Origin of the sequence: uncultured Croceicoccus sp. (assembly GCF_947496385.1) — a bacterium.
Taxonomy (GTDB): domain Bacteria; phylum Pseudomonadota; class Alphaproteobacteria; order Sphingomonadales; family Sphingomonadaceae; genus Croceicoccus.
The window spans coordinates 775,212-783,415 of record NZ_CANMCP010000001.1 but is presented as its reverse complement, the minus strand read 5'-3'; the positions used below and the strand labels follow the sequence as shown (position 1 = coordinate 783,415).

The 8,204-nt window shown below is 58.0% G+C and carries 8 protein-coding genes; 7 read left to right on the top strand and 1 reads right to left on the bottom strand.

Features of this window, described 5'->3' with window-relative positions; translation table 11 throughout:
* Window positions 1-308: 308 nt before the first annotated feature.
* The 7 genes from Q0897_RS03685 to Q0897_RS03655 all read left to right on the top strand — a co-directional run bounded on the left by Q0897_RS03685 (window position 309) and on the right by Q0897_RS03655 (window position 7,920).
* On the top strand, window positions 309-4,133 hold the full coding sequence (locus Q0897_RS03685) for an FtsK/SpoIIIE domain-containing protein (protein ID WP_299307544.1): 3,825 nt from the start codon (window positions 309-311) through the stop codon (window positions 4,131-4,133).
* 81 nt (window positions 4,134-4,214) lie between these two features.
* Entirely contained in the window at window positions 4,215-4,601 is a 387-nt protein-coding gene (locus Q0897_RS03680) for a hypothetical protein (RefSeq protein WP_299307543.1), read from the top strand.
* Window positions 4,598-6,004 (top strand): DNA phosphorothioation-associated putative methyltransferase, encoded by a 1,407-nt coding sequence (locus Q0897_RS03675; RefSeq protein ID WP_299307542.1) that lies wholly within the window; start codon window positions 4,598-4,600, stop codon window positions 6,002-6,004. The genes Q0897_RS03680 and Q0897_RS03675 overlap by 4 nt, the downstream gene beginning before the upstream one ends.
* A gap of 338 nt (window positions 6,005-6,342) precedes the next feature.
* Window positions 6,343-6,987 carry a S24 family peptidase gene (locus tag Q0897_RS03670; RefSeq protein ID WP_299307541.1) on the top strand — a complete coding sequence of 215 codons (645 nt, stop codon included), beginning with the start codon at window positions 6,343-6,345 and terminating at the stop codon, window positions 6,985-6,987.
* 11 nt (window positions 6,988-6,998) lie between these two features.
* A complete protein-coding gene (locus tag Q0897_RS03665) occupies window positions 6,999-7,424 on the top strand; it encodes a hypothetical protein (protein ID WP_299307540.1) in 426 nt (141 codons plus the stop codon).
* Window positions 7,415-7,723 (top strand): DUF5818 domain-containing protein, encoded by a 309-nt coding sequence (locus Q0897_RS03660; RefSeq protein ID WP_299307539.1) that lies wholly within the window; start codon window positions 7,415-7,417, stop codon window positions 7,721-7,723. The genes Q0897_RS03665 and Q0897_RS03660 overlap by 10 nt, the downstream gene beginning before the upstream one ends.
* Complete coding sequence (locus Q0897_RS03655; protein WP_299307538.1) at window positions 7,723-7,920, top strand: hypothetical protein; 198 nt, start codon at window positions 7,723-7,725, stop codon at window positions 7,918-7,920. Before Q0897_RS03660 ends, Q0897_RS03655 begins: the two co-directional genes overlap by 1 nt.
* A gap of 33 nt (window positions 7,921-7,953) precedes the next feature.
* Here the strand turns inward: Q0897_RS03655 and Q0897_RS03650 are convergent, their stop codons facing one another.
* Window positions 7,954-8,202 carry a hypothetical protein gene (locus Q0897_RS03650; protein ID WP_299307537.1) on the bottom strand — a complete coding sequence of 83 codons (249 nt, stop codon included), beginning with the start codon at window positions 8,200-8,202 and terminating at the stop codon, window positions 7,954-7,956.
* Between the last annotated feature and the right edge of the window lie 2 nt (window positions 8,203-8,204).

The window sequence follows — 8,204 nt, the reverse complement described above, 5'->3', positions numbered from 1 at the left end:
AGTGAATTTTTCAAGGAGGGTTTGGGCTTCATCTTCGTTCCTTCGTCACTACGACGAAGCCCAAACCCTCCTTAATTACAACCTCAAATCTGTGCCATGGGTGCTGACGGGGAACACTCGCACCTCACGCCGTCCTCGACTTTGGTCGCTGTTGGGAAGGCGAATGGGAGCAGAGCGTAAAGGAGGAAAATGCGAGCGTTGGCAAGGCAGCAACGGAATTCGAGTTCGAGGCGTATCTGGTAACCGCCGAGGAATTAGACGCCCTTAGGAAGAACCGGACGAGCAAGCCCCACGCAAATCGGGCGCAGATGACTTGGAAGCCGAAGCCAGAGGCGCTCGGCTTATCCTTGTCGATAGATCTACGTCAAATTCGCAAGCAGGATGCGACACAGCCGACCTTCCTCATTTCAGGTCGCATCCATCATAATCGAGCGAGCCGGAATGCCGCGCCAAGTGTAGTTGATCTGGCACAGCGCAGCACGGTGTTGGATGCGTTCCAACAGAGCGAGGGCCTGCTCGCCAATCCTGGGCGTGACGAGAATCGGATCGACGTCACTTGGCCGCAGTCGCTGGAAGCGATCGTCGAGAGCGGTGTGATCACAGCGACCGAAGGACAGGAACTCGGTAACGCTTACGATGCTTTCATTACTGCCTATGGCGCAGCGATCGAAGCGCTCCTCCGTGGCACCGGAGTGGGCGCCGACGAGCTTCTTCTCCAAGCCGAGGTCTATGGTGACCTGCTTCGTAGCGTCATGACGATAGCCCCTCAGGAACTGTGCATCCGGGATCTGCTTGCCCCTCTGGCGCGCATCGGGCTCATCTTGATCGACGGAGACACCCCCTCCGCGATACTGACTCCTTGGCATCCGCTGCGGCTCGCCGAAATCGGGGCGAAGGCACGCCAATTGGCCAGTGCCATCACTGACGTTGTCACGAGCAATCAAGAACAGCGCAGTGGAGTAGAGGACTTCGTAGAGGACCGCATCGCAACCCTTGGCGGGACGTATTACGGCGATGTCGCCGTGCTTCCTGGCCTCGACGCACAACTCGTAGCTGAAACCCAGGCAGTGATGGACTACAGCCTTCTCGAACCACTGTCCGGCGGATCCCAACATGGTGTCACTAACGAACCCACAGACGCAGCCATCAAGGCTTTCGACCGCGTCGCCAACGAGTATCTAAAGCTGCGGCCTCACGAGCGCGCCAATTTCTCGGTCGTCATTCTCAACGCGGATTCAGAGAACCTCCCTCTGGCAATGGCGAATGGATTGTCACGTCGTGTCGAGGACGACAGCGAAATCAGGTGCGAACTGGTGGTTACCGATGACGATCCAATCCGACTTCGGCAAGTTTACGAAAGGCAGAACCGCCGCATAAGCCACGAGATCGACACGAGCCTCGCCAGCGAGGCCGCCCGCAATTTCCTTTCGCGTCTGCGCGTAGGCATCTTCAGCCCGGAAACTCTGGCTCAGGAAACCCAGAAGGCCAACGATGTCGTCCTTCTACGGGACGTGATCGCTCGCAGCAGCAATGTGCGATGGACTAAGGGTTTTGACGACGGGTCCAGCGAAGATTTTGCCACGTTCGTCCCTACCGCTCGGTCGAAACGTCGCCCGTTCCGGAAAGGCAACACCACGTCTGCGCTCTATTTGACAGCCCCGCGGCAGCCATTGGCGGGCCGTATTTACGTCGACGCCCTCCGCACGATCATGATGCGGGACGTCGCAACGAATCCAGAACCTTGGCTCCCCGTTCAGGAGGTAGAATTCAAGGCAGGCGAAGTCAGTCAAATCCTCGGCAAGGCGCACAGCCTCGGAAACTGGGTCATGACGTTCGATCGCGTCGCGGATCGGCGGCTGATCGCCACCAACGAACGTCGCATCATCCGATACTTTAGCGTGCCGGGATCGACGCACAACGTGATCGTCTCGACCGAGATAACCGAGGACGACCTTGGCGACTGCATCGACGTCGACGTTGGCATCTTGCTCCAAGGCATCGGAACCGACGATCTTTCAGCTTTGCGCCATCAGCTATTTATCCGCGCGGCACAGCTCTCCGGAGGCGTTGTCATGCGCGGTGCACAATGGGCGAACTACGCGCACGAACTGCTTGGGCTCGTCCTTTCACAACGCGAACTGGACCGCTTGCTCAAGGTTGATCGCGAGAACCGGACTGCATGGTTTTTCCTCGATGACTATCGCGACTGGCTCGATCTGACCGGAGAGATGGCGGACATACTAGCCATCGACTTCGCAGTGAGTGCGAACGGACCGGAAATCCGTGTTGTAGTTGCCGAGGCGAAATACGTCGGACAGGATGGGATCTCCGATCAGCGTAAGCGTTCCGCAGGGCAACTAGAGTCAACCTGGACTGCGCTCAACCAACGCTTGCTCGGAGGATCTGCCAATCTCGACCCCGCGATCTGGCGGCATCGCCTCGCGGACATGGTCCTCGAACACATGGACCCCTTCGACCAAGTTGGCGGAATTACTCAAGATCGGTGGCTTGAAGGGCTGAGAGACGGCTCATTCCCCATATCTGTCGACGGTCACTCGATAGTGTTCAGCCATGAACTCGACACGGTATTCGAGCCGATGCCTCATCTACCCGACGAGGCCAAGGTTATCGCCGACCGACGACGTCTCGCACAATGGGTATTCTCACGCGCTGAAACCGCCAAAGCCCTGCGGGGCCTAGCCGATGACGCGCAACCCGGGATAGTCCACGTTCCCACTGGGTGGCCCCAGTCAACGTCCTTCGACGAGACGATTGAAGGGAAACAGCCCGAAGCGCAGCAGCGTGATGCCGGCATGGGCGATAACAGTCCCCCAGATGACGCTCCGCCACAACGTGATCCTCAGCCCGACGGGCCAACACCTGATGAAGAAGCTAAACTGCTAACTGAAGACGCCGTGGACGATGACCCAATGGAGCCCAATGGTCCTTGGAGTCAGCGGATTAACTCGGTGCTTCATCGCCTCAGAAATGCAGGCGATGAGGCGGAGGGCAATTCCTGGCTAGCGTCGCAGATCGACGCCCTCCGCGCCGCACTGCAAGGCGAGGGAATGGACGCTCCGGTAATGGGGCAGCGGCTCACGCCGAACACTGGCCTCGTCTATGTGGGGGGACGCACCCTGACTGTGGCTTGGCTGGAGAGAAAACGAACCGACCTGTTGACGCGCTATGGTCTCGACATCGTGCGGATATCCCCTTTGCCCGGTCAGATCGCGATCGGACTGCGTCGGCCTGCGCGGGCTATCCTGCATCTTGCTGATGCTTGGCTAAAACGCGCATCTGACCCGGTCGAAGGGCAGCGGACCTCGCCGCTTCTGGGCGAGAAGGAAGACGACGGAAGCTTGTGCTACCTACCACTTGCCAGCGGCTATCTCTCGCAAGAACGGGCGGCGCCCCACAGTCTCGTCTCAGGGACGACCGGGAGCGGCAAAGGCATCCTTGTTACTAACCTCATACTCGACCTCTGTGCCCTAAACAGTCCTGATGAACTGGAAATGCATCTGATCGACCCAAAGCGGGGGGTCGACTACGCTTGGGCGCGGCGACTTCCGCACTTGAGGGGCGGGATCATAGACGACCAGGACGAAGCTCTGGCATTACTTGAGCGTTTGGTCGCCGATATGGACCGGCGGTACGACGAGATTAGCCGAGAGAACTGCCGCAACATCGATCAATATAATCGAAAGGTGCAGCCTGAACGGAAAATGCCGCGCATCGTCATCTTCTTTGATGAAGTTGCCAACTGGATGCAGGACGACGAGTTCAAGAAGGAAGTCGATGGCCTAATCAACAAGATCGCTACCAAGTCCCGCGCCGCTGGCTTCCACCTGTTCATGGTGTACCAACGAGCCGACAACCAAGTGATGACGATGCAGTTGAGAACCAACCTGGGCAACAAGCTGATCCTGCACCTCGGCGACGAAGGAAGTTCCCGTATCGCACTTGGAGAGGTGGGAGCTGACCGCCTACTGGGGAAAGGACACTTGATCGCAAAATTGGACACCGATGATAAGATCTACCTGCAGGTCCCCTTCATCGGGGATGACGAGGTTGAGGAGCTTGCCGACGCCGTGATCGAAACGTGGCTGGAGGTGAGACGGGAAGCGGCAGAATAGATGTCGGTTGGGAAAGTAGTTCGGGGGGCACTCTATGTTCACCGCACGGCAGTTGCAGAGCTGGCGCCCGAGGCACGCAAATTGCTCGACAAGGCGACCGCCATATCGAGAGGCGTGAACTGGAATGTCGCGAGACTTCAAGGTGACATTGTCGGCCTTCTTGAATACGAGGACTTCGATAGCGCCGCGTTTCCACGTCTGATCGCGTCGACGAGATTGAACTTATCAACTGGCGAAACCAAGCGCACAGACTTCAGTCGATCGGAAAACCCACTAATTCTTCATAGAAAAGAACAGCTATTTGGCGATCGAGACCCGAGGGTGGCAAGATGGGCAACGACAACGAAGCAGCTAGTGGAAAAGGGCCTTTTCGAAAACAGTCACCTGATTGGAAGACAGAAGCTCTGGTCGGCGCGTCTTGCTGCGGCAGGTCTACTGGTAGTTGGCGACGAGGTCGTGGAATCATGAGCGTAGAGGTCCAGCGTCATCGCACGGCGATGGTCCGTCATACGCTGTCCCAACCCATGTCCCTCGCAGTGAGACATGGGCTGGTCCGTCCGGGCGTGACCGTCTTCGACTATGGCTGTGGTCAGGGCGACGATCTGCGTGCACTCGCAGCGGCGGGCATTGAGGCCAATGGATGGGATCCTTATTTTGCTACGGACCGAGATAGACGGGAGGCGGAAGTCGTCAACATCGGTTTCGTCCTCAATGTAATTGAAGATCCGGTCGAGAGAGTGGACGCCCTCACCACAGCTTGGGGTCTAACGCGGCGCGTGCTCATCGTCTCAGTAATGGTCGTCGGGGCTGTACCCGTAGACGGATTGAAACCCTTCGGCGATGGCTACCTTACGACAAGAGGGACATTCCAGAAGTACTTCCAACAGGCCGAACTCAAAGCACTGTTGACGCAAGTTGTTGACGTTGAGCCGATCGCACTTGCTCCTGGAATTTTCGCGCTATTCCGTTCACCTGAGGAAGAGCAAGATTTCCTTCTGGAGCGTAGACGCGGGCGCAGGGCCTCGACGAGCGCATATCGTAGCGACCGGCCAGTCGGATCAAAGCCAATTCAGCCGCATCTTCAGGAACGGCTTGCTCCCGTAATCGATGTTGTCGCAGCGTTTGCTGCCCAACGCGGACGAATGCCTCACCCCGACGAGATACCGTCAGATGTTCATGATATCCTCGTCAGGGAACGGGTTTCGTTCGCGCGCGCACTCGATGCAACTAGAGGCGGAGGGATCAGCGATGAGCTCCTTGCTCAAGCAGAAGCACAGCGTCGTGAGGATTTGCTGGTCCATCAGGCGCTGAACATCCTGAACCGGTCTCGATCAGCCGCCCGGCCAGGCCCTTCGATTGTTCGTGACATCCGCCACCTTTTCGGAAGCCAGCAGCAGTTCGTCGAACAAGCAATGGAATATCTTCATGGCCTTTCAGACCCACACCGCACAGTTGATGCGATTCTTCGAGCGTCTAAAAGTAGGCTAGGTGCAATCGACGAGGATGGTCGGCTTGTAATTGACAACAGGCGTGTGGCTGAACTCGAAGGGATTATCAGGTGCTTTATCGGATGTGCGTTGTATTTGTCAGGCGAGATGAATGATGAACACATTATCCGCGTCGACCCTATGCGTCGACGCGCCACCCTCTTCCGCATTTCAGGCAGGCGCAATTCATTTCCCGAAACCGACACGTCAGTCACTATAGATTTGAAACGACAAGACGTGATTGTTCGGAGTGATCGACGCGTTTTGCTGCGCAAGGCCGACGTTTTTGGCATGTCTTCACGATCACAACAGCGCTCTATAGAACTAGAAAGGAAAAAACAAGAATGCATAAATGAAGACAAGGTCCTTGTGAGGATTCAATAGATTTCCATAAATTTGTAAAAACTTGTCTACATCATGATGATATATTCGATAGGATGCTAGGGGTTTCCTTCTAGGAACTGCCTTACACGTTGCCGCGTCTTTTCCCTTGGCCTTCTGCCTTCGCGAAGATCCTGAACAAACCGTGGGTCCCCAACTGCCTGCCTACCAAACATGCTGGCCTTCGTACCGCTACGCGCCAAGTAGCCCTCAATCTGGTCCAGGAGCTCCATCGCCTTCGACTCGCTTTCCGCTTGCGTTCTTGTTATGTTCTTATTAGGAAGACTTCCTAGAGTCTAGGATCTAATTTCCTAGACGGATGCGATAGGACCCGCCGCGCGATGGAAGATGCACGCAAAGCCCTGGACGATCTGATCCGGCAACGAGGCTGTAATTACTCTTCGATTTCTCGCCTTCTCGGACGCAACGCGGCCTACATCCAGCAATACATCCGCCGCGGCAGTCCCCGCCAACTGGACGAGCAGGACCGCTCCGTGCTCGCCCGCTTCTTCGGCGTGGACGAAAAAATCCTTGGCGCTCCCGAGCGGCGATCCGGCCCGGTCGTCGAACTGGTCCATGTTCCGGTTCTCGATGTCGAAGCCTCGGCGGGGCACGGCGCTTTGGCCGAAATGGAATCCAAATGCGCCCAGTTCGGGTTTGACGAGAAGTGGCTGCGCCGTCTGACCGCAAGCAAGGCGACGAGCCTTTCGATCATCGCCGTGCACGGGGATTCGATGGAGCCAACGCTGCATGACGGCGATGAAGTCATGGTCGATCTCAACGATGGACAGTCGCGGCTGCGCGACGGGATCTATGTGCTGCGCATGGACGACATGCTCAGCGTCAAGCGGGTCGCAATCGAGCCGCAAGGCAAGCGGGTCTCGGTGCTCAGCGACAATCCGGCCTATCCCAGTTGGCGCGGACTGGAGAAGCGGACGATCAATATCGTCGGCCGCGTGCTTTGGTTCGGCCGCGCGCTTCGCTAGGTAGCTCGCCAATGCTTGCCCTCCTCGCTGCCTCGATCGTCGCTGCCGGCCAGACCTTTACCTGCACACCCACGCATGTCTGGGATGGCGACGGGCCCATATGGTGCGCCGAAGGCCCCCATGTCCGCATCGCCGGGATCGCCGCGCGCGAAATGGAAGGAACATGCCGGACCAACCAGCCTTGCCCCGACGCGTCGGCAATCGAAGCGCGCGACGCGCTCGTCGATCTTCTTGGCGGCCCTCGCGGGACCATCTCGACAGGGCATGTCGTGGTTCGTGGACCGAGATTGACGTGCCGGTCGGAAGGTTCGGCAGGCGGCAACCGGACGGCTGCCTGGTGCCGACTGCCAAGCGGGGCTGATCTCTCCTGCTCCATGATCCAGACACGCACTGTGCTGCACTGGAATCGCTACTGGAAGGGGCCTGCGTGCCGCTAGGCCCGGAACTCTGTCTGACAGGCCGTCTTGCCGAAGGCCCCTTCGGACTTGAACTCCATTCGGGTGGCGGGGTGTGGGAACTCGACACCGGGCGTGGAACACGCCGGTTGCTCGGACGCGAAGTGGAAGTCTGCGGACGCCGCGCAGGTTTCAACGAGCTCATCTGCGATCAGATCTGGCCAGCAGGACAACCCCGCCCTCCTCGCTCCAAATTCAATATTGAACTGCTCCTCGCCAGCAGTGTCGTGGGCTATGGTTTGATCGCGTTCTTCCTCGGCCTTGTTGGACGTCTCGGCTGATGTTGAGCGATTGGGAACTCTGGGCTTGCGCCAACCAGGTGCTGAAAACCCATGGTGAGAATGCACCGCTTCATGTCGCCGAGCAGATCGGCGCGCTCGCGCTGGCACAGGACGAGGCGGGCGTCGCCACCTGGAAAGCCATCGCCAAACGCATTGCAGAGCTGATGGGGAAGGATCGCCCGACGCGCCTGCAATAAGCCAGTATTACCTCAGCCACATCTAAATGCTGGTCAGCCCATCGGCGAGAGATCGCCCGGAAAGAGAGTGGGCTGAGAGCTCCTGCCGGCATTCCCCTTTCCTTCGAACTCCAAACCCTGCATGCGTTCGACCAGGTGGCGCGCGAGATCGACACGAGCATTGCGCTGGGTTCGCGGGTCGTCAGCGCCGAGCCCGACAAGCGTTGCTTCGGACGCGATGGCAATCGCGACTTCGATATGCGTGAACAGGATTTCATCGGCGATTCGGGACATGGCCGCCATGA

Coding starts and splice junctions, on each gene's coding strand:
- Q0897_RS03650 (WP_299307537.1), bottom strand. CDS start 8,202: ATGGCGGCCATGTCCCGAATCGCCGATGAAATCCTGTTCACGCATATC.
- Q0897_RS03675 (WP_299307542.1), top strand. CDS start 4,598: ATGAGCGTAGAGGTCCAGCGTCATCGCACGGCGATGGTCCGTCATACG.
- Q0897_RS03685 (WP_299307544.1), top strand. CDS start 309: ATGACTTGGAAGCCGAAGCCAGAGGCGCTCGGCTTATCCTTGTCGATA.
- Q0897_RS03665 (WP_299307540.1), top strand. CDS start 6,999: ATGCTTGCCCTCCTCGCTGCCTCGATCGTCGCTGCCGGCCAGACCTTT.
- Q0897_RS03670 (WP_299307541.1), top strand. CDS start 6,343: ATGGAAGATGCACGCAAAGCCCTGGACGATCTGATCCGGCAACGAGGC.
- Q0897_RS03655 (WP_299307538.1), top strand. CDS start 7,723: ATGTTGAGCGATTGGGAACTCTGGGCTTGCGCCAACCAGGTGCTGAAA.